The sequence below is a fragment of the Methyloversatilis discipulorum genome, from assembly GCF_000527135.1.
GTDB lineage: Bacteria > Pseudomonadota > Gammaproteobacteria > Burkholderiales > Rhodocyclaceae > Methyloversatilis > Methyloversatilis discipulorum.
This window is the reverse complement of the sequence record NZ_AZUP01000001.1, coordinates 163,323-184,290: the sequence shown is the minus strand read 5'-3', so window position 1 is coordinate 184,290 and position 20,968 is coordinate 163,323. Positions and strand designations below refer to the sequence as shown.

At 68.1% G+C, this 20,968-nt stretch carries 14 protein-coding genes; 5 read left to right on the top strand and 9 right to left on the bottom strand.

The window, feature by feature from the left end:
* Positions 1 to 18: 18 nt before the first annotated feature.
* The 4 genes from METFAM1_RS0100840 to METFAM1_RS0100825 form a co-directional block, all read right to left on the bottom strand.
* Entirely contained in the window at positions 19 to 2,040 is a 2,022-nt protein-coding gene (locus tag METFAM1_RS0100840) for an ABC transporter ATP-binding protein (protein WP_019917576.1), read from the bottom strand.
* Positions 2,001 to 3,449: an ABC transporter permease gene (locus METFAM1_RS0100835; protein WP_019917575.1), complete on the bottom strand. Its 1,449-nt coding sequence runs from the start codon at positions 3,447 to 3,449 to the stop codon at positions 2,001 to 2,003. The genes METFAM1_RS0100840 and METFAM1_RS0100835 overlap by 40 nt, the downstream gene beginning before the upstream one ends.
* A gap of 247 nt (positions 3,450 to 3,696) precedes the next feature.
* Positions 3,697 to 4,674 carry an ABC transporter permease gene (locus tag METFAM1_RS0100830; protein ID WP_024300344.1) on the bottom strand — a complete coding sequence of 326 codons (978 nt, stop codon included), beginning with the start codon at positions 4,672 to 4,674 and terminating at the stop codon, positions 3,697 to 3,699.
* Positions 4,671 to 6,848, bottom strand: a complete 2,178-nt coding sequence (locus METFAM1_RS0100825; RefSeq protein ID WP_019917573.1) for an ABC transporter substrate-binding protein — start codon at positions 6,846 to 6,848, stop codon at positions 4,671 to 4,673. The genes METFAM1_RS0100830 and METFAM1_RS0100825 overlap by 4 nt, the downstream gene beginning before the upstream one ends.
* 145 nt (positions 6,849 to 6,993) lie before the next feature.
* Between METFAM1_RS0100825 and METFAM1_RS0100820 the strand changes: the two genes are divergently transcribed.
* Positions 6,994 to 7,869, top strand: a complete 876-nt coding sequence (locus tag METFAM1_RS0100820; protein ID WP_019917572.1) for a DUF6279 family lipoprotein — start codon at positions 6,994 to 6,996, stop codon at positions 7,867 to 7,869.
* Positions 7,866 to 8,492, top strand: a complete 627-nt coding sequence (locus tag METFAM1_RS0100815) for an LON peptidase substrate-binding domain-containing protein (RefSeq protein ID WP_019917571.1) — start codon at positions 7,866 to 7,868, stop codon at positions 8,490 to 8,492. The genes METFAM1_RS0100820 and METFAM1_RS0100815 overlap by 4 nt, the downstream gene beginning before the upstream one ends.
* 11 nt (positions 8,493 to 8,503) lie before the next feature.
* Here METFAM1_RS0100815 and METFAM1_RS0100810 read toward each other — a convergent pair whose 3' ends face one another.
* Entirely contained in the window at positions 8,504 to 9,280 is a 777-nt protein-coding gene (locus tag METFAM1_RS0100810; protein WP_232419613.1) for a sulfite exporter TauE/SafE family protein, read from the bottom strand.
* A 66-nt stretch (positions 9,281 to 9,346) separates the two neighbouring features.
* Here METFAM1_RS0100810 and METFAM1_RS0100805 point away from each other — a divergent pair, with 66 nt between their 5' ends.
* The 3 genes from METFAM1_RS0100805 (at position 9,347) to METFAM1_RS0100795 (ending at position 12,683) form a co-directional block, all read left to right on the top strand.
* Positions 9,347 to 10,270: a LysR family transcriptional regulator gene (locus METFAM1_RS0100805; protein WP_019917567.1), complete on the top strand. Its 924-nt coding sequence runs from the start codon at positions 9,347 to 9,349 to the stop codon at positions 10,268 to 10,270.
* 69 nt (positions 10,271 to 10,339) lie between these two features.
* A complete protein-coding gene (locus METFAM1_RS0100800) occupies positions 10,340 to 11,479 on the top strand; it encodes a rhomboid family intramembrane serine protease (RefSeq protein ID WP_019917565.1) in 1,140 nt (379 codons plus the stop codon).
* A 16-nt stretch (positions 11,480 to 11,495) separates the two neighbouring features.
* Positions 11,496 to 12,683, top strand: a complete 1,188-nt coding sequence (locus METFAM1_RS0100795) for a DNA polymerase Y family protein (protein WP_019917564.1) — start codon at positions 11,496 to 11,498, stop codon at positions 12,681 to 12,683.
* Positions 12,684 to 13,013: 330 nt separating this feature from the next.
* Here the strand turns inward: METFAM1_RS0100795 and METFAM1_RS0100790 are convergent, their stop codons facing one another.
* Genes METFAM1_RS0100790 through METFAM1_RS0100775 form a run of 4 tightly spaced genes read right to left on the bottom strand, consistent with a single transcriptional unit; the run spans position 13,014 to position 20,819 of the window.
* Positions 13,014 to 16,358, bottom strand: coding sequence for an EAL domain-containing protein (locus tag METFAM1_RS0100790; RefSeq protein ID WP_019917563.1), 3,345 nt, complete (start codon positions 16,356 to 16,358; stop codon positions 13,014 to 13,016).
* Positions 16,358 to 16,804, bottom strand: coding sequence for a response regulator (locus METFAM1_RS0100785; protein ID WP_019917562.1), 447 nt, complete (start codon positions 16,802 to 16,804; stop codon positions 16,358 to 16,360). The genes METFAM1_RS0100790 and METFAM1_RS0100785 overlap by 1 nt, the downstream gene beginning before the upstream one ends.
* Positions 16,801 to 19,809, bottom strand: a complete 3,009-nt coding sequence (locus METFAM1_RS0100780) for a PAS domain S-box protein (RefSeq protein WP_019917559.1) — start codon at positions 19,807 to 19,809, stop codon at positions 16,801 to 16,803. Before METFAM1_RS0100780 ends, METFAM1_RS0100785 begins: the two co-directional genes overlap by 4 nt.
* Complete coding sequence (locus METFAM1_RS0100775) at positions 19,806 to 20,819, bottom strand: ABC transporter substrate-binding protein (protein WP_019917558.1); 1,014 nt, start codon at positions 20,817 to 20,819, stop codon at positions 19,806 to 19,808. Before METFAM1_RS0100775 ends, METFAM1_RS0100780 begins: the two co-directional genes overlap by 4 nt.
* Positions 20,820 to 20,968: the final 149 nt, after the last annotated feature.

Sequence of the window (20,968 nt, the reverse complement as noted above, 5' to 3'; positions counted from 1 at the left end):
TCCTCGCGTCGACGGCGCTCAGTCCGGATACCAGCAGGCCACGGCCTGGCGGCCGTCCTCGCCCGCCAGCGGCGGCAGGTCGGTCGAACACCGCGCCTGCGCGCGCCTACAGCGCGGGTGGAAGGCACAGCCGGACGGCGGACTGGCCGGCGACGGCAGATCGCCCGCCAGCTTCTGCGGCTGCTGCGCGCCGTCGATGCGCGGCACCGCCGACAGCAGCGCCTGCGTGTAGGGATGACGCGGCGCGCGCAGCACGCGATCGACCGGACCACTCTCGACTATCCGGCCCAGATACATCACCGCCACGTCGTGCGCCAGGTGCTCAACCACCGCGATGTTGTGCGTGATGAAGAGGTAGGCCAGCCCCAGTTCGCGCTGCAGCCGGCGGAGCAGATTCAGTATCTGCGCCTGCACCGACACGTCGAGTGCCGACGTCGGTTCGTCGCAGACGATGAGCCGCGGCTGCACCGCGAGCGCGCGCGCGATGGCGATACGCTGGCGCTGGCCGCCGGAAAATTCATGCGGATAGCGATCGGCCATGTCCGGCCGCAGGCCGACCTGCTCGAGCAGTGCGCGCACCGCCTCGTCACCGCCAGCGCGCTTCAGTGCGGACATGCCCTCAGCGATGATTTCGCCGACCCGCATGCGCGGGTTCAGCGAGCCGTACGGGTCCTGGAACACCATCTGCATCTGCGCGCGCAGTTCGCGCAATGCCGCACCTGACGCGGCGCCGACATCCTGAGCGCCCAGTGTCACGCTGCCGGCGGTCGGTTCGATCAGTCGCAGCACCGCCTTGCCGGCGGTGGTCTTACCGCAGCCGGACTCGCCGACCAGCGCCAGCGTGCGGCCGGCGCGGATATCCAGCGACACGCCATCGACCGCCCGCACATGACCCACCGTACGCTGCAGGACGCCGCGCCGGATCGGGAAATGCACCTTCAGCTCGCGCACGCTCAGCAGCGGCTGCGCATCGCCCGACGGTGCAGCTTCAGCGACACCGGCAGACGGGGCGACGTGTTGCGCGTGCCGGCCCGCCTCTGCCGGGTCGTACAGGTGACAGCGCACCTGCTGGCCCTCGCCCGCCGACTGCCAGGCCGGCGCCTCGTCGCGGCAGCGCGCCCAGGCCTGCGGACAGCGCTCGGCAAAGCGACAGCCACGGAAATCGGTGGTCAGCGGCGGCACCGAGCCGCGGATGGTGGCCAACTCCCCGCGCTGCGCGGTGTCGGGCAAGGCGGCGAACAGCAGCTGCGAATACGGGTGCGCCGGCTGCGCGAAGAAGGCCGCGCGCGGCGCGCGTTCGATCAGCTGGCCGGCATACATGACACCCACCTGATGCGCCATGCGCGCAACCACGCCGAGGTCGTGCGTGATCAGCAGCAGCGCCATCCCCTGTTCGCGCTGCAGCTTCGCCAGAAGGTCGAGCACCTGCGCCTGTATCGTCACGTCGAGCGCGGTGGTCGGCTCGTCGGCGATCAGCAGTTTCGGTTCGCCGGCCAGCGCTATCGCGATCATGACGCGCTGCTTCATGCCGCCGGAAAACTGGAAGGGATATTCGTCGAGCCGTCGCGCCGCGTCCGGAATACCGACCGCAGCCAGCAGCTCGAGTGCCCGCGCGCGCGCTGCCGCGCCGCGCAGGCCGCGGTGCAGCGCCAGTACCTCGCCGATCTGCTGCATCACGGTGAGCACCGGATTCAGGCTGGTGCCCGGCTCCTGGAAGATCATCGCCATGTCGCGGCCGCGCGCCTCGCGCATGTTGGCCTCGGTCAGCACGGTCAGTTCGCGGCCGGACAGGCGCACGCTGCCGCCGGCGATGTAGCCGACGTCGGGCAGCAGGCGCATCAGCGCATTCGCCGTCATCGACTTGCCGCAGCCGGACTCACCCAGCAGCGCCATCGTTTCGCCGGCGCGCACGTCGAAGTCGAGCGCGTCGACGGCGCGCGCGATGCCGGCCGGCGTATCCAGTTCAGCGGTCAGGCCGCGCACTTCGAGCAGGGGCGCGTTCATGCGGCAGCCCTCCGCAGCGTGCGGCGCGCCCGCCACTGGAAGCGCGGATCGAAGGCGTCGCGCACCGCGTCAGCGAACAGGTTGGCGGCGAGCACCAGTGCCAGCATCAGCACGAAGGCGGCGGCCAGCGACCACCACACGACCGGCTCGCGCGACAGCTCCAGCCGCGCGGCGTTGATCATCGTGCCGAAGCTGTTCATCGAGCTGTCGACGCCGATGCCGATGTAGGACAGCACGGCCTCCGACAGCACCAGGCCGGAGAAATCCATCACCAGCGCGATCAGCACGATGTGCATCAGATTGGGCAGCACGTGGCGCGCCATGATGCGCGCGTCGCTGACACCGAAGGCACGCGCCGCCTGCACGTAATCGAGCTCGCGCAGCTTCAGCGTCTCGGCGCGCAGCAGCCGGCACAGGCCGGTCCAGGAGGTCAGACCGAGGATGAAGCACAGCGCCAGCAGCCGCGCATCGGCACGTTCGGCGGCCGTCTCGAACCACTCCGGATGGGTGTCGATGATCACCTGCATCATCAGCACCATGGCGGCGATCAGAAGCACGCCCGGGATGGAGTTCAGCACCGTGTAGAGGTACTGGATCGCGTCGTCCCACCAGCCGCCGCGGAAGCCGGCGATCAGGCCGAGCGCGATCGCCAGCGGCAGCGTCACCAGCGTGGTCAGCGTGCCGATCAGCAGCGCGGTGCGCACCGACTTCAGCGACAAATAGAGCACGTCCTGCCCGACCTTGTCGGTGCCGAACACGTGGTAGCCGTCGGCCCAGGCGGCGATGACGCCGCCGAGCACACAGAGCACGGCGGCGGTGACGAAGACGGCGCGCCAGGCGATCGGCCGCTCGGCCGATCGCCTTGGTCGCCACACCGCGCGACAGGTGTCGGCGTAACTGCGCCGCTGCGCGAGCGCGAGCAGGCCGACGACGACGCCGGTAAAGGCCGCCCACAGCAGCGCCCCCTTGAGCGCGCCCGAAAGCGCGCGGCTGCGCAGATCGGCGTCGTGCTGCGACAGCTCGTCCAGGTGCGCGCCGCCGAACACCAGTCGCGGATAATCGCGCGTCTGCACGCCGTCGCGCTCCATCGTCTCCTTGGCGAAGCCGTGCGTGGCCAGCGGCGCCGAATAGGTCTTTTCGTTGTTCAGCCTGAGGTCGGCGAACAGTGCATCGAGGGCCGACAGCACCTCCGGTGCGTACTGGATTTCGCTGCTGCCCTCCTTCGCCGGCAGGCGCGGCTGGTAGTGCAGCGAATCGAGCAGGCCGACCGCGACGAATACCGCCAGCACGGTGACCGACGCCATCGCGGCCGACGACTCGCCGACCCGGCGCCAGGCACGGCGCAGGTAGTCCTGACTGCGGCAGTAGAGGGCCAGCACCACGGCACCGGCGACCAGCGACCAGAGCAGGAGGTCGGACCATAGCAACACGGGTTTGAAGATCATGCGCCCTCCAACGACAGCCGCGCCATCGCGCCGCCCGCGGGGCCGCCCCAAGGGGTGTAGCGGGGGTTTCGGCGAGCACTGCTCGCCGCCCGCGCAACCGGTCGGCTGTGCAAAGCGGACCGTGGATGAGCGCAGCCCCCTGGGGGGGGTGAGGCCGGGAATTCGCGGCGCATTGCGCCGTGCCGGCCGAACGGACCGGCTGTCTGAAGCCGGTCCTCTTGAGCGAACGAAGTGAGCGTGGGGGCCGTCATTTGAGCCTCACGCGCGGATCGACCAGCGTGTACGAAATGTCGGTCAGCAGCAGGCCGACGATGTAGAGCACCGAGCCGATGAACACCATCGAGCGCACGACCGCGAAGTCCTGCGAATTGATCGCGTCTATCGTGTAACTGCCCAGACCGGGAATGCCGAAGAAGCTTTCCAGCAGCAGCGAGCCCATGAACAGCAGCGGAATCACGACGACCACACCGGTCAGGATGGGGATCATCGCGTTCTTCAGCACGTGGCGGAACAGCACGCGCAGTTCCGACAGCCCCTTGGCGCGGGCGGTGCGCACGTAGTCCTTGTTGATCTCTTCGAGAAAGAGCGTGCGGTACCAGCGCGCCGACGAACCGATGCCGCCGACCACGCTGATCAGCACCGGCAGTATCAGGAACCTGCCGGCGTCCAGCCCCGGCGCGTAGCCGGAAATCGGCACCAGATTCCACACCTTGCTGACCAGATACTGGCCGCCGATGATGTAGAACAGGCCGGAGATCGACATCGCCGCGACGCACAGCACGACGCCGCCGACGTCGAGCGCGGTGTTGCGGAAGAACACCAGCAGCAACGCAAAACTGACGGTGACGAACAGGCCGAGCAGGAAGGTCGGTATCGCGATGGCCAGACTGGGCCCCATGCGGTTGCCGATCTCCAGCGCGATGTCGCGGCCGTCGTCGGCGCGGCCGAAATCGAACACGAACATGCGCATCGATTTGTCGAACAGTATCGTGTCGGTCGCCTTCGCCAGTCCTGCCGCATTGGCGTTCCACACCAGCGGCCGGTCGTAGCCGCGCTCGGCCTTCCATTTCTCGATCGCCTCCGGCGTCACCCGCTTGGCGCCGAGCTGCATGCGCGCCATGTCGTCCGGCGAATTGACGACGAAGAACAGCACGAAAGTGATCAGGTTCACGCCGATCAGGATCGGGATGGCATAGAGCAGGCGGCGGATGATGTAGGCGATCATGTGCCCGCCCCCACTGCGCGCGCCTGTTCCGAGCGCTTCCAGTGGCGCCATGCCGGCCACACCAGCGCGAGCAGCAGCGCGGCGAAGGCGAACAGCGGCCAGCGCACCGGGCGGTTCCATTCGGCGCGCTTCGTCTCGCGCAGCGCCGGGTCGATGCGGGTGTATTTCATCGTGTTGTTAGCCACGGTCGACGGCTTGCGATTGAACACCCAGCTGTGTTCGAGGCCGTAGCTCTTCGGGTGGTAGCCCCACACCCAGGGCGCATCGTGGCGCAGCACTTCGAGCATGCGGTCGAGGATGGCCTGGCGCTCGGGGCCGTTGTCCATCGCCTTCATCCGCTCGAACAGCCGGTCGAATTCGGCGCTCTCGTAATTGGCCGCGTTCTCGCCCTGCACCTTCACCTTCGATTGCGGGCCGTAGAGCAGGAAGAGGAAGTTCTCCGGATCCGGGTAGTCGGCGTTCCAGCCCCAGAAGAAGAGCTGGGCGGCGCCCTTGCGTATCTTGTCCTGGAAACGGTTGTAGTCGGTGCTGCGCACCACCAGCTGCACGCCCAGCTTGTCGAACTGCTTGGTGAGCCAGTCGATGCGCGCCTTGCTGCCGAGGCCGGTGCCGGTGGTGTCGAGGTTGATCACCAGCGGCTCGCCGGTCTTCGCATCGCGCCCGCCCGGCCAGCCCGCTTCGGCCAGCAGCGCCTTCGCCGTATCGATCGACTTGCGCCGCGGCTCGCCATCCACCCAGTCGTACATATAGGCATTCATGCCTTCGCGCCCGTCGCGATAGCCGAAGATGCCGGGCGGCAGCGGCGATTGCGCCGGCAAGCCGCGGCCGTTCTGGAAGATGGAAATGAACTCCTCCTGATCGAGCGCGATGCCGATCGCCTGACGCAGCTTGCGCCCGCGCTCGCTCATGCCGCCGACCATCGGGTCGAGCATGTTGAAGCCCATATACATGGTCGAGGTCGACACCGAGGTCTGCAGCCGTATGCCCTGCGCCTTCATGTCGTCGCTCAGGTTCACCTCGCCGGTCTGGCCGAACTGCACCGCCTGATCGAAGGAATCGGAACTGATGCCGGAGGCGTCGTAATAGCCCTGCAGGAACTTGTTCCAGTAAGGAATCTGCTCCTTCTCGCGGGTGAACACGATCTGCTCGACCAGCGGCAGACGCTTGCCGCAGTCGGCCAGCAGCCCGGCCTCGCGGTCGCCCGCCTCGCCCTCGCAGGGATAGGTCTCCTCGCGGAAATTCGGGTTGCGCGTCAGCACCATGCGCGCGTTCGGATCGTTCTGGCTCAGCATGTAGGGGCCGGTGCCGATGGGGTACCAGTCCAGCGTCAGGTTGCGCTCGGCCATGCCCGGCTGCGCGTGGAAGCGGTCGGCCTCCCACGGCACCGGCGCGAAGAAGGGCATGGCCAGCCAGTACAGGAATTGCGGGTACTTGCCCTTGAGCCGAATGCGGTAGGTGTGACGGTCGACCAGCTCGACGCCGGCCAGGTCGTACTTGCGCAGGTCCAGCCACTGGCCGGGCGGCAAGGTCTTCGCCGCCGCCTTCAGCGTATCGCCATATTCCTTCAGGCCGACGATGTAGTCGCTCATCAGACCGAACACCGGCGAGTGCAGCCCGGGGTGCGCCAGCCGCTTGATCTGATAGAGGTAGTCGGCGGCTTCCAGCTCGCGCGTACCGGTGCGCTCGAAGTCGTACAGCGTGCGCCGCTCGCCGGGGCCGCCCTCGTGATAGAGGTAGTGGCCCGCCTCGTCGCGCGCCAGCGCCGGGTGGGGCTGGTAGCGGATGCCCGGCTTGATGCGGATCTCATACACCGACTCGGCGATGTCGGCGGCCGGTGCATCGGCTGGCAGCTCGCGGCCCGATGCATCAAAGAAGCGTGGCAGCGGCATTGCCTCGGCGGTCGCGGTGACCAGTTCGAACGGGCGCTTCAGATAGTGGTACTGCAGCGGCGCTTCGTAGATCTGCGCCGTGAAAGTGATTTCGTTCTCGCTGTACGACTGCACCGGATCGAGGTGCTTAGGGCGGTCGGTGAAGGCGGTGTAGAGGATGTTCTGCCCGCTTTCCGCCGCCGGGTAGGGGTCGTTCCACACCTCGCCACAGGCGGCCAGCAGCAGCGTCGACGACAAGGCCAGCAGGCGGCGCAGGGAGCGGATCGACAGGCGCGGTCGGGTCATGGGCGCGATTGTAGGGGGCGGCGTCCGCTCTGTGAGCAGGCCGGCGGAAAAAGGTTTCGCACGAACCCGCGGCCGCGATACGGGTCTAGAGTGCGTTCTGCTCGAATCCTGTTCAGAAACACGCATCCACCTTCCCGATATCGCAATGACCGACTGGCGACGTCCCCTGCTGCTGTTGAGTGCCGTGCTGCTGGCCGCCTGCAGCATGGTGCAGGTCGGCTACAACCAGCTCGACCGGCTGATCGCCTGGCGACTGGACGATTACCTGCCGCTGGACAGCACGCAGCGCGCCGCCGTGCAGCCGGCGCTGACGCGCTGGGTGGACTGGCACTGCAGCAGCCAGCTGCCGGGTTACGCCGGCTGGCTGAGGCAGGTCGATGCCGATCTGCGCGCCGGCGCCGACGTGGCGCGCATCGACGCCCACATCGACACTGTGCTCGGTTTCGCCCGCACCGCCGCCAGCGAAGCGGCGCGCGAAATCGGGCCGCTGGTCGCCGGCGCAAAGCCGGAGCAGATCGCCGCACTGAAGCGTCGCTTCGAACGCAATACCCGCGAATACGTGAAAGACTGGGTCGAGCCGCCTGCGGAAGACATCGTGCGCGAGCGCAGCACGCGGCTGCGCGAACGGATCGAGAACTGGATCGGCCGGCTCACGCCGGAACAGCGCGACATCGTCGACCGCTGGGCGCGCGAGGTGCGCAGCCGCAGCGACGACAGTCTGGAAAGCCGGCGCCGCTGGCAGGCCGCGATGGCCGATCTGCTGGCGCGCACCGATCTGGCGCCGGACACGTTCAGACGCGAACTCGAAGCGATGTTCGTCGCACCCGAAAGACACTGGACGCCGGGCTACGCCCAGGCCTTCCGCGACAACCGGGCGCGCGCAGCGCAGGCGCTGAGCGAACTGTCGGCATCGCTGACCGACGCGCAACGCCGGCACCTGCAGCGCGAGGTTTCCAGCTTCGCCGCCGAACTCGACGGCATCACCTGCCGCGCACCGACCACCCAGCAGGCCCGCTCATGACCACCACGCTGACCGACCAAGCCATTCCGCTGTTCCCGCTGGGCACCGTGCTGTTTCCGGACGGCCTGCTGCCGCTGCGCATCTTCGAGGTGCGCTACCTCGACATGATCAAGAAGTGCCACCGCGCCGGCACGCCCTTCGGCGTCGTGTCGCTGATCCAGGGCAACGAAGTGATGCGTGCGGGCATGCCCGCACCCGAGCGCTTCCACGCTGTCGGTACGCGGGCGGTGATCACCCACTTCGCGCAGCCGCAGCCCGGCTTGTACGAAATCTTCACCCGCGGCAGCACGCGCTTTCGCGTGACCGCCAGTTCGCAGACGCCGCATGGCCTGTGGATGGCCGACGTCGAGGACATTCCGGCCGACCCGCCCTGCGCGGTGCCGCCCGACCTGACCTACGTCGCAGCCGCACTGGTGCGCGTACTCGACGCGCTGACCGCCTCCGAATTCACGCCGTCGGATACGCCGAAGCATTTCGACGACGCCGGCTGGGTCGCCAACCGCTGGTGCGAACTGCTGCCGCTGCAGCCGGACGACAAGCAGCGGCTAATGGAAATGCGTGACCCGCTGCTGCGGCTGGAGCTGGTCGGCGACGTGCTCGACCGCAGCAGTTTCGAGGGCTGAGCCGGCGCCCCTTATCGCAGGGTCATCGCAAGCGCAGTCGCCATCAGCAGCAGCGCGAACAGCTTCTGCATCTGCCGCTCCGGTAGTCGGTGAGCGAGCGCAACGCCGGCCGCCACCGTGAACAGGCCGCCGGCGGCCAGCGGCAGCCCCATGCTCCAGTCCACCTTGTGCGCCTGGGCGTAGCTGGCCAGCGCGACGACGGCGCTGGGCGTCACCAGCGCCAGCGCGAGGCTTTGCGCCACCGTCTGCCGCTGGCCGAACAGGCGCACAAACAGCGGTGTCGCGACCAGCCCGCCACCGACGCCGAGCAGGCCCATGCTGCTGCCGCCGACCACGCCGACCAGCGGAATCAGCGCGTCGCGCGGCCGTGGTGCAGCGCTCTGTGCCGACGGCGCCGAGCGCCACAGCAGCGACACCGACAGCGCCGCCATGAAGCCGCCGAACAGCACGCGCAACAGGGTCGGGTCCAGCCGCGCCGCGAAATGGGCGGTCACGGCGGTGGTGCCGGTGGCCACCGCGGCAATCGCCAGCACGCGCCGGATCGGCACCGGGTGCCGGCGCTGGTAGCGCCACCAGCCGACGAGCAGGTTGGGCACCATCATCACCAGCGCCGTGCCCTGGGCCAGCGCCTGGTCCATGCCGAAGGCGAGCGCCAGCAGCGGAATGGCGATGACGCCGCCACCGATGCCGAACAGCCCGCCGAAGAAGCCGAGCGCGGCGCCGAGCGGCAGCGTGATCAGGAGGTCATGGACAGCCATCGCGAAACAGAAGGGTATCGATGGCGACATGCTATTCAGTGCACCGATAACTACAATGATCGTAAATTCAAACGATCATTGCTTTCAGAAGCATCAATGAAAGACGCTGCCGACCTGCTCTTCTTCAGCACACTGGCCCGCCAGCCCAGCCTCGCCGCAGCCGCCCAGCAGCTGGGCGTGACGCCGCCCGCGGTGAGCCGGCGGCTGGCCGCACTGGAGTCACGGCTCGGCGTGCGCCTGCTCAACCGCACGACGCGCCGGGTCAGTCTGACCGCCGAGGGCGAACGCTATCTGGAGGAAGGCGAACGCATCCTGCGCGACATCGATGCGCTCGAACGCTCCCTCGCCGCCAGCCGGGCCGTGCCGAGCGGCCTGCTGCGCATCAACGCGACCTTCGGTTTCGGCCGCCGTCACCTGGCGCCGGCAGTGTCGGAGTTCGCCCGGCGCTGGCCCGAAGTCGAGGTCGTACTGCACCTGACCGACCGCCCGCTCGAACTGGAGAGTCACGGCATGGATCTGGCGATCCGCTTCGGTCCCCCGCCCGACACCCACGTGCATGCGCGACGCATCGCCCGCAACCGCAGGCTGCTGTGCGCGGCGCCGTCCTATGTGGCCGCATTCGGCGCGCCGGACTCGCCACAGGCGCTGCGCGCGCACCGCTGCATTGTCATCCGCGAGAGCGACGACGCCTTCAACACCTGGGTACTGTCCGACGGCACGCGCGAAGTGAAGGTGAAGGTGGCCGGGCCGCTCGGCACCAATCACGGCGAAATCGCGGTGGACTGGGCGCTGGACGGTCACGGCATCCTGCTGCGCTCGGAGTGGGACATCGCGCCGCACCTGCGCGACGGCCAGCTGCTGCGCCTGCTCGAACCCTGGGCCGGCACCGCGGCCGACATCCACGCCATCTGGCCGCCGCACCACCAGCTGTCGGCGCGGGTACGCGCCTTCGTCGACTTCCTGGCCGATCGCTTCGCCGACTTCCGGCCCGGCGCAGATGAAACCGTTACCGGCCGGTAACGGTCGCCGTCGGCTGCCGGTGCTAACCTCGCATCCGTTGCACATCGAACACCACCACGCCCGCCCTTCGTGACCGTCGCACCGCTCCCCCTGATCGACCAGCTGATCGCTCGCCGTCGCCGCATTCCGGTGACGACGGCGCTCATCGTCGCCAACCTGGCGGTGTTTGCCGCCATGCTGCTGTCCGGCGCCGGGCTGTGGCACTCGGCCAACGGCATCCAGCTCGCCTGGGGCGCCAACTTCGGGCCGGCGACCAAGGACGGCGAATGGTGGCGGCTGGGCAGTGCGCTGTTCCTGCACTTCGGCCTGCTGCACCTGGGCATGAACATGCTGTCGCTGCTCGACGGCGGTCGCCTGGTCGAGCGCATGTTCGGCCCGCTCCGTTTCGCCGCGATCTATTTCGTCAGCGGCCTCACCGGTAACCTGCTGTCGCTGATCGTGCAAGGCGACCGCGCGGTGTCGGGCGGCGCCTCCGGCGCAATCTTCGGCGTCTATGGCGCGCTGCTCGCCTTCCTGTGGCAGCAGCGCGCCACGCTGGACCGACGCGAATTCGTGCGCCTATTCTGGGGCGCCTGCCTGTTCGCCGCCGTCACCATCGTGCTCGGTCTGAACATCGCCGGCATCGACAACGGCGCGCACATCGGCGGCTTCGTCGCCGGCCTGCTGGCCGGTGCGGCCCTGGTGCGCCCGCTGGACGACAGCGCCGTGCTCGGCCGCTACCGCCAACCGGTGGCCTCGGCCGGGCAATGGCTGGCCGGTATCGGGCTGGCGCTTATGGTGGTCGTGCTGGTCGTCGCGATCCCGGCGCCGCGTTACCGCTGGAGCGAAGAGGTGATGGCGCGCGACGAAATCCGCGACTTCATCGGCGCCGACCGCCGCCTCGCCCACCGCTGGAACACGCTGATCGGCGACGCCCAGCGCAATGGCGCCAGCTTCGACGACCTTGCCGGGCAGATCGAAAGCGAGGTTGCTCAACCCTACCAGCAGAGCTTCGAAGACCTGAGCGAACTGCACCTGAGCCCCGCCGCGCCGTCGGCCTCGACGCTGCGCGAACTGCGCCAGTACGCGGAAGCGCGTCGCGACGCATCGCGCGCACTGGTCGAAGGTCTGCGCGCGCACGACATGGACGCCGTGCGCGACGCGCTCGAAGCGGCCAGCCGCGCCGGCGAGCGACCGCCCGCCAAAAGCCGCCCCACCCCGGGCCGCTGATCGCCCGGAGCCCGCCGTGCCGCGCCGCTGGATCGCCCACCTCGACATGGACGCCTTCTTCGCGTCGGTCGAGCTGCTGCGCTACCCGGAGCTGCGCGGCCAGCCCATGGTGGTCGGCGGCGGTGCCCGGCATCAGCCCGAACTGCAGGCCGACGGCACGCGCCGCTTCGCCCGGCTGCGCGATTACGTCGGCCGCGGCGTGGCCACCACCGCCACCTACGAGGCGCGCGCCTTCGGCGTGCACTCGGGCATCGGTCTGATGAAGGCCGCCGCACTGGCCCCCGACGCCGTGCTGCTGCCGACCGATTTCGACGAATACAAGCGCATGTCGCGGCTGTTCAAGCAGACGGTGCTGGCGCAGGTGCCAGTGATCGAGGACCGCGGCATCGACGAAATCTACTTCGAACTGACCGAGCAGCCGGGCGCGCAGGACGCCGTCGGCGACGACCCGCACGGCGGCGTGCGCGCGATCGCGAGCCGCATCCAGCAGGCGGTAAACGCGGCGACCGGGCTCAGTTGCTCGATCGGTCTGTCGCCGAACAAGCTGCTGTCCAAGATATGTTCCGACCTCGAAAAGCCGCGCGGCCTGACGGTGATCACCGAAACCGACATCGCCACGCGCATCTGGCCGCTGCCGGCCAAGCGCATCAACGGCATCGGCCCGAAAGCGAGTGCGAAGCTCGAATCGCTGGGCATACGCACCATCGGCGAGCTGGCGGCCGCCGAGCCGCACTGGCTGATCGAACAGTTCGGCCGCAGCTACGGCGCATGGCTCGCCGACGCCGCACGCGGACGCGACGAGCGCCCGCTCAGCTACAGCCGCGACCCGAAATCGATCAGCCGCGAAACCACTTTCGAACGCGACCTGCACGCGAAACACGACCGCGAGGAACTGGGCGGCATCTTCACTTGGCTGTGCGAGCGGCTGGCCGACGACCTCAGGCGCAAAGGCGTCGTCGCGAAATCGGTGGGCGTGAAGTTGCGGCAGGACGACTTTCGCATCGTCACGCGCGAAATCACGATGGATGCCTATACGGCGGACGCAACGGTGATCCGCCGCCACGCCGGTCTGTGCCTGAAAAGGATGCCGCTGGAGCGACGATTCAGACTGCTCGGCGTACGGGCCGGGCACCTGCTGTCGGCCGAGGATCTCGCTGACGCACCCACCGGCCACGACGAAGGCCAGCTCGCGCTGCCGTTCTGAGCACGCCCGCGCAGCGCGGGCCGGGCGCCGATTCAGTGGGAGCGACCTTGGTCGCGACACGTCCTCGGCAGGCCGCTGGACTCGTTACGGGCTGCTGTCGGGGTCAGAAGACCCCTCCCACAGAACCCCGCCCGAGCTCGGGCCGCGAATCGCGCGCGATCCCTGTGGGAGCGGCCTTGGCCGCGACGGGGCCGTCGCGCTCCTCAGGCTTCGATTCAGGCTGCCGTCGGGGTCAAGACCCCTCCCACAGAAGCACCGCCCGGGCTCCGGCTACGAATCCGGCATCCGAGCTGGTGCAGTGGGCGCCACGGCCAGGATGACCGTAGCGCTTCAGGTGCGCAGGAAGCGCGCCTCGAACTCCTCCGCCGGCACCGGCTTGCTGCACAGATAGCCCTGCCAGGCGTCGCATTCGCGGTCTTTCAGGAAGGCGAGCTGCTCTTCGGTTTCGACGCCTTCGGCGACCACCCGCATCTTCAGCGTGTGCGCCATCGCGATGATGGTGGCGGCGATTTCCATGTCGTTGCGGTCCTGCGGGATGTCGCGCACGAAGCTCTGGTCGATCTTCAGCACGTCGATCGGGAAGCGCTTGAGATAGGCCAGAGACGAGTAGCCGGTGCCGAAGTCGTCGATCGACAGCGCAACGCCGAGCGCCTTCAGCGCACGCAGTCGCTCTTCGGTCTGCTGGTGATCTTCGGCCAGCATGGATTCTGTCAGTTCGAGTTCGAGCCGCCCGGCGAGCAGGCCGAATTCGGCCATCAGCGCCGACAGGTACTGCGCCATGTCGGCGTGCTGCAACTGGCGCGCCGACAGGTTGACCGCGATGCCGATCGCATGGCCCGCATCCTGCCAGGCGCGCGCCTGGGCACAGGCGGTGCGCAGCACCCATTCGCCGATCGGCACGATGAGGCCGCTCTCCTCCGCCACCGGAATGAAACGGGCCGGCGACACCATGCCCTCGTCCGGATCGATCCAGCGGATCAGCGCCTCGGCGCCGACGACACTGCCACTCGCCATGTCGATCTGCGGCTGGTAATGCAGACGGAATTCGCCGCGTTCGAGCGCGCGGCGCAGTCGCGTGTCCAGATGCAGCCTGTCCTGCGCGGCCCGGCTCATCGCCTCGGTGTAGAAGCGGAAGGCGCCGCGGCCGGCTTCCTTGGCCTGATACATCGCGACGTCGGAATGCTGGATCAGTTCGGTCACCGTGGTGCCGTCTTCCGGATAGACGGCAATGCCGATGCTGGCGCCGATATAGATGTCGCGCCCTTGGGCGAGGCGGAACGGCGCCTGCATCAGTTCGAGCAGCGAATGGGCGACGTGCGCGGCATCCTCGGGCGCGTTCATGCTCTCGATCAGCAGCACGAACTCGTCGCCGCCCAGACGCGCCAGCGTATCGGCCTCGCGCAGGCGCGCACGCAGCCGCTGCGCGATGGCGCCCAGCAGTTCGTCGCCGACCGGGTGCCCGAGGCTGTCGTTGACGTTCTTGAAGCGGTCGAGATCGATGAACAGCAGCGCGACGTGTTCGTGCTGCCGCTCGGCACGCTCGATCGCGTGCTGCACGCGCGATTGCAGCAGCAGGCGGTTGGGCAGATCGGTCAGCGGATCGTGATGCGCGAGGTGATCGAGCTTGGCTTCGGAGCGCTTGAGCTGGCTGATGTCGGTCATCACCGCGACGTAGTGACTGGCCTGCCCGGATTCGTCGCGCACCGTGCTGATGTTCAGCAACTGCTGGTAAAGCTCGCCGCTCTTGCGCCGGTTCCACACCTCGCCCTGCCAGAAGCCGGTCTCCAGAACGGCGCGCCACATTGCCTTGTAGAAGGCCGGTTCGTGACGACCCGACTGCAGGATGCGCGGATTGTTGCCCAGCACCTCGAATTCGCTGTAGCCAGTGATGTCGGTGAAGGCGCGATTGACGGCGACGATGCTGGCGTCCAGATCGGTGATGAACACGCCGTCACGAGTGCTTTCGAACACCGCCGCGGCCTGGCGTAGCGCGCGGCCGGCGCGCACCTTCTGCACCGCCAGCGCGGTGATGCGGCTGAACTCGACGATGAGCTTGAACTGTTCGTCATCGGGCAGGCCAGGCGCGTCGTGATAGACGGCGAAGGAACCAAGCACGCGTCCGGCCTCGTCCTTGAACGGCACCGACCAGCAGGAGCGGAAACCGACGCGACGCGCGAGATCGACATACGGCACCCAGTACGGGTGGTCCAGCACGTCGCCGACCAGCACTGGCTCACCACTCCAGATCGCCGTGCCGCAGGAACCGACGCCCTCGCCTGGCTGCAGCGCTTCGAGCGCCCGGTTGTAGAAATCGGGCAGGCTGGGTGCGGCGCCATTGCGCAGATGACCGCTGGCCTCGTCGAGCAGCACGATCGATACGCGCATGTCTGCCTCGATCGCCTGCATGCGCAGTGCGATCGTTTCGAGGATGGATTCCAGCGGCGCCACCTGGACCACACGATCGAGCACCTCGACGCGCGCTTCGTTGACCAGCGCGGCACGCTTGTTCGCCGTGATGTCGGTCCACGAGCCGACGATGTCGGCCACCGGCGCACCGGCCTCGCTGACACGTCGCAAGTCGTCGCGCACCCAGATCTCGCGCCCGTCACCGCAGCGGAAGCGGTATTCATGGCTCAGATGACCTTCACGCATCAGGGTCGCCATGCCGTCCAGCGCCCGATCCCGATCCTGCGGATGAATGTGATCGATCCACCAGCCCGGCTGCATCGCCTCGGCGATCGAGTAGCCGAGGATGCGGCTGACGTTCTCGCTCACCCAGGTGGCGTGCGCGGTGCCGTCGAGCATGCGCAGGCTATAGACGATGGTCGGGCTGGAGGCGAGCAATTGCGCCATGCGTTGATTGGTGTCGCGCAGGCGCCGCTCCTCGCGCGCCAGTTCGGCACGGCGATGCACCTTTTCCAGCGTGGACGGCAGCTCGTACAGATAGCCCTCGTGCTGCACGAGGTAGTCATCGACGCCCAGATGCAGTGCGCTGGACGCGAGTTCTTCGCTCTCGCGGCCGGCCATCATGACCACCGGCAACTGCAGCAGGCGCTCCAGCCGGATGCGCCGGACCAGTTCGAGCGCGTCCGCCGGATGCGGGCCGGCATCGAGCAGCAGCACGTCGAATTCCGCTTCTTCGCCGGTGGCCGGCAAGCGGGGCGCAACGTCGTCGACGCGCACGACGGCATCGAGCCGGATGTGCGGTGCATGCTTCAGCAGGTGCCGGCGCATGCGCTCCAGTTCGCTGCCGCTGGCGGCCGCCGACAGCACGCGTATCGGCCGGTCGCGCCGCGCCTTCATCGAGCGCTGGCGCAGCACGGCCGCTTCCATCACGCGCGGCAGGCGTTCCAGATACTGGTCGCGCTTGATCAGGTAGTCGTCGGCGCCCGCTTTCAAAGCGGCAATCGCCGCGTCACCGTCGCCCGAACCGGTCAGCACGACGACAGCGAGCGGCCAGCCCTGCTCGCGCACGTGGGCGAGCAGTTCCAGCCCGGTGCCGTCGGGCAGCTTGAGATCGGTCAGCAGCAGGTCGAACTGCCCGGATTCGAGCAGGCTGCGTGAACGCGCCAGCGTGGTCGCGATCTGCAGTTCGATATCGCGCCCGCAGCGCGCCAGCGCCCGCTGCGTCAAGTCGGCGTCGAACTCCGAATCTTCGGTGTAGAGGACGCGCATCAGACCGGACGCTGGTTAAGTTCGCACCAGTAGCGCTCGATCTGCCCCGCTGCTTCGACGAAGCGATCGAAATCCACCGGTTTGACGATGAAGGAGTTGACGCCCAGCGCGTAGGCGTCGTGCAGGTCGCGGTCTTCCGACGACGAACTGAGCACGACCACAGGGATGCGCCGGTACTTCGGGTGCGCCTTCAGATGCCGCAGCACCTCGATACCGTTCACGCGCGGCAGGTTGATGTCCAGCAGGATCAGCGACGGCGGCGTCTCGCCCGCGTCCCAGCGGTCGATCAGGCGGATCGCCTCTTCACCGTCACGGGCGATGCTGATCGGGTTGTGCAGTTGGCTGCGCGCGAAGGCGCGGCAGGTCAGGTCGATATCGACCGGATTGTCCTCGACCAGCAGTATGGGCAGCGTGAAGGGCTGCTGCTGATGAACCGCAGTGATCATGCAGGAAACTCCAGATTGAAACAGGCGCCCTCACCGGGCGCGCTTTCCGCCCACACGCGACCGCCCATGCGCTGCATCGCCTTGCGCACCAGCGCCAGGCCCACACCGGTGCCGGCAAAATCCTCGCTGCGGTGCAGGCGCTGGAATATCTCGAAAATCCGCTCGTGGTACTTCATGTCGAAACCGATGCCATTGTCGCGTATGGACAGCACGATGCGCTCACCTTCGCTTCGCGCACTCAGCGTGATGGTGGGCGGTTTCGCATCCCGGCTGAACTTCAGCGCGTTGTCGATCAGGTTGCGCAGCACCAGGTCCAGTCCCTGCCGGTCGGCGCGCACGATGAGCGACGGCACCTCGCCGACGATCTGCGCCGACGCTGCGGCGATCTCGTCGGCGCGGCGCGTCAGCACGCTGCGCATCAGCTCGCCCAGATCGACACGGCTCGCCTCGAGTGCGCGCCGCTCCATGCGCGAATAGGCCAGCAGATCCTCGATCAGGGCGTGCATCTGCGACGCGCCGTTGCGGATATTGCCGAGAAAACGCCGCCCCTGCTCGTCCAGCCGGTCACCGTAGTCCTCGAGCAGGATGCGGCTGTAGCCGTCGATGCCGCGCAGCGGCGCCTTCAGGTCGTGCGACACGGCGTAGGAGAAGGATTCAAGCTCTTTCATCGCCGCGGTGAGCGCCTGCGTGCGCTCGCTCACCCGCTGTTCGAGATCGCGGTTGAGCGCGCGCAGCTCGTCCTGCGCGTCGCGCAGTTCGGTGATGTTGCGCGCCATGCCGAGCACACCGATCAGCGTGCCGTCCTCGCTGCGCATCGGTACCTTGATCGTCTGCACGCGCAGGCATTCGCCGGTCACGTCCGAAGTGACCGTGGATTCATGGACGCTGCGCAGCCCGGTGCGCAGGGTTTCCTCGTCCTGCGCACGGAACAGGTCAGCCACCTCGGTCGGGAAGAAGTCGTGGTCGGTCTTGCCGGCAAGGGCGGCCTCCGGCAGGCCGAAGAACTGCTCGACCATGCGATTGCACGACAGGTAGCGGCCCTCGATGTCCTTCACCCAGACGAAATCGGGCAGCGCCGAGAACAGCGTACGCAGATAGGTGCGCTCTTTCTCGACCGCCTTTTCGGCACTGCGCCGCGCGGTCACGTCGACGTCCATGCAGACGAATATGGGCTCACCCTGCAGGCCGGGGATGGCGAAGGTACTGGCCTCGACCTGGCGCAAAGCGCCGCTGCGATCGCGCACGGTGTATTCGAGCGGCCCGATGCGCACCTTGTCGCGCTCGATGCGCGCCAGCAGTTCGACGAAATCGCGCGCCTCGTCGCTGCCAAACATCAGTTCATCGACACCGCGTCCCAGCGCTTCGTCGATGGTCCATCCATACAGCGTCGCCGACGCGTGATTCCAGTAAAGGACGCGACCTTCGCGGTCGAACCACTGCACAGCGACATTCGGTGCGTACTCGAGCGTCGCGCGCAGGCGCTCCTCCGAGGCGCGCAACGCCTGCTCGGCCTCGATCGAGGCCGTCACGTCGAGCAGCATGCCGGTGTACTTGATCACCCGGCCGGTCGCGTCGGTCACGCATTCGGCCGACGGCTGCAGGTGACGGATCGGCCCGCGCTCGGGCGCCGTGCGGTAGGTCATCGGCGTCAGGCTCGGCGCCGCCTCGGCCATCTGCCGCATGGCCCTTTCCACGGTGTGCCGGTCCTCGGGGTGGACGCATGCGAGGTAGTCTTCCATCGGCGGGATGCCGGCTGCCGGATCGAGCCCGAAGAACTCGTACATCTGTTCCGACCACCAGCCGCGCCCGAGCGCCGGATAGAACTCCCAGCTGCCGAGACGGGCAATGCGTTCGGCCGCCTGCAGGCGGTTGCGCTCCAGCTTGAGCGCCTGCTCCGCCTCGTGCCGCGACGTGATGTCCTGCACCACCGCGATGTGGTAATCGGGCGCCTCGCCCGGCGCCCACAGCGGCGTGACGCTGAAGTTCACCCAGACGATGTGGCCGTCCTTGTGGACCAGGCGCTTGTCCATCGAGAACTCGCGGATGTCGCCGCGCTTGAGCGCTTCCATCTGCTGCAGGTCGGCCGCCAGATCGTCGCGGTAGGTGATACGCATGAAATCGAGTGCCAGCATTTCGTCGCGGCTGTAGCCGACGATGGCGCAGTACTTCGCGTTCACGTCGACGAAGCGTCCGAGCCGGCTGTCGATGCGCGCGACGCCGACACCGGCCTGCTCGAACACGGCCCGCATGCGCGTTTCGCTGTCACGCAGCGCCGCATGCTGCGCCTGCAGCCTCAGCGCCATGTCGTTGATCGCGTCGCCGATCTGCGCCAGTTCGTCGCGGCCGTCAATGCTGACGCGGGTGTCGAGCCGCCCGCGGCCGACCTCGCGCACCGCGTCGACCAGTCGCTGGGTACGACGGAACCAGATCAGGTGCAGGAAAAGCGCCAGCACAAGCGCCGACAGCAGGATGGTGGCAGCGTGCCGCCACAGTTCCAGGCGGCTCGCATGCAGGCGCTGCGCCAGCGGCAGTTCGAGATCGGAACGCACCAGCAGGCGGTGCCCGGCCGCCAGCGTCAATACGGCCAGCAGCGCCCCCTCGTCGCTCGAACGCTCGATACGCAGCGAGCGGTCGGGGAAGGTGGCCAGATCGAGCAGCGCTCGGCCGGCCGGGTCCATCACCTTGTCGACCAGCGGCTGACCAACGTCGGCGCGTGCCAGCGAACCGACGACGCGCCCGCCGGGTGCGATCAGGTAGGCGTGCGTCAGGTTGGGGCGCAGACCGAGTTCCGCCACCATGCGGCGCAACTGCAACGGGTTGTCGTTGGCGATGTGCAGGTCGAGCACCGACTGCTCGACGCCCAGACGCTCGGCCAGCGACTGCGACTGTTCGTACTCCACCAGCTGCCGGTATTCGCGTACCTGCAGAATGTTGTTCAACACGGCCAGCAGCAGCGCGAACACGGTCAGCAGCAACGGCACCAAGGTGCGCGAGGGCAGCTTCATTGCGCGCCCTTCCCGTCACGGGCCGGTACCAAGCCGGGCACGAACAGGCGCGACCAGTCGGGGTCGGCCATCATGCGGCCGCTGGCCTTGAGGTCGCTCGACAGCCGCGCCAGACCCAGCGCCGGCGAATCGGTCGGTGCGGCGAGCAGTGCCTGGCTCTGCGCGTCGCTGTATATGTCCAGGCGGGACAGGGCCAGCGCGTACTCATCGACGCTGAGGTCGGCGCCGGCCGCAAGCGAGTGAGCCGCCTCGGCCGGACGCGCCAGCATTTCGCGCCGCCCGGCTTCGAACGCACCGAGCAGCACCTGCACCTGGTGTGGTCGCGCGCGTAGCGCGTCGGCGCGCACCACCAGTACATCGACGACCTCGCCTGCCATGTTGGCGCTGTCGAGCACGACGACGAAGCCGGCCGACGACAGTCGGGAAATGACCGGTTCGAAGGTGATCACCGCATCGACGCGCCCCGCCTTCAGCGCCGATTCGTGCTCGATCACCGGCAGCATGACCAGAGTGACCTCGTCGCGCCGCAATCCGCCGGTCTCGAGCAGGCGCTGCAGCATGATGGACGCGAGTGCGGTGTCTTCGAGACCGATGCGGCCGCCTCTGAGCTGGTCGGCCGAAACGATGGCAGGGCGCGCAAGCACCGCGTCGGCGCCTCTGGACACGCTGAGTACCGCCACCACCCGCACGTCGATACCCGCCGCCGCCAGTTCGACCGCCTCGGGCAGCGTCAGCGCGGCTGCCTCGATCAGGCCGTTGCGCAACTGGCGCGCGCTTTCGCTGCTCGTTTCAAGCTCGATCACGCGAAGATCGGTCGGACTGAACATGGCGCGCTCGCGCGCCAGAACCAGCGGATCGTAGCCCACCCAGGGATTGAGACCGACGCGCAGCGGCAGCTGCGGCGCCTCGCCACAGCTGGCCAGCAGCGTCAGCGCCACGCCGGCGACGAGCGCGCGCAGGGCGGTCACGACACGGCCGGGCAGACGGCCCGCAATCGGTTGTTCTGTCATGCAGCAGGTTCCGGGCGGCAGGAATGTTGGCGGCAACTCGGCAGGGTGGCTTCGCTCGCGTGTCCGCAATTCTGCGCGCTCGTCGCGCCCTCACGGCGCAAGCACGCGCCCGCTTCCGGACGCACGAATCGACGGTCAACAGACCCTAC